We start from the raw sequence: 673 nt of genomic DNA on the forward strand, positions 1-673 counted from the left end.
ACCGAGGTGCGCACGTCCCCGTCGTCGTCCCTGGAGGCGTTCGTCGACATGGCCGCCGAGCACGTGCTGCCCGCCCTGAAGGCGGTGCGCGCGTGAGGATCCGCGACACCGGCGACCTGTGGTGGAAGTCCGCGGTGATCTACTGCCTCGACGTCGAGACGTACATGGACTGGGACGACGACGGCATCGGCGACCTGCCCGGGCTCGTGCAGCGGATCGACCACCTCGCCGAGCTCGGCGTGACGTGCCTGTGGCTCATGCCGTTCTACCCGACGGCGGACCGCTACGACGGGTACGACATCACCGACTACTACGCGGTCGACCCGCGCCTGGGCGACGGCGGCGACCTCGTCGAGCTGATCCGCACCGCGAACGACCGCGGGATCCGGGTCATCGCGGACCTCGTCGTCAACCACACGTCCGACCGGCACCCGTGGTTCCGTGCCGCGCGCCGGTCCGAGGACAGCCCGTACCGCGACTGGTACGTGTGGCGCGAGGACCCGCCGCCGGACACGTCCGACGAGGTCGTCTTCCCCGACAAGGAGGACGGCATCTGGACGTACGACGAGCAGGCGGGCGCCTGGTACCGGCACCGGTTCTACCGGCACCAGCCCGACCTCAACACCGCGAACCCGCAGGTGCGGGACGCGATCGCGAAGGTCGTGGGCTACTG

The 673-nt window shown here is 70.3% G+C and carries 1 protein-coding gene; it reads left to right on the plus strand.

What is annotated here, in order from left to right; translation table 11 throughout:
* Positions 1-92: 92 nt before the first annotated feature.
* The coding region (locus tag G3I71_RS45355) for an alpha-amylase family glycosyl hydrolase (RefSeq protein ID WP_343243286.1) at positions 93-673 on the plus strand (581 nt) is incomplete at its 3' end.

This window comes from Streptomyces sp. SID12501 (assembly GCF_010550245.1).
In the GTDB taxonomy this organism is placed as follows: domain Bacteria; phylum Actinomycetota; class Actinomycetes; order Streptomycetales; family Streptomycetaceae; genus Streptomyces.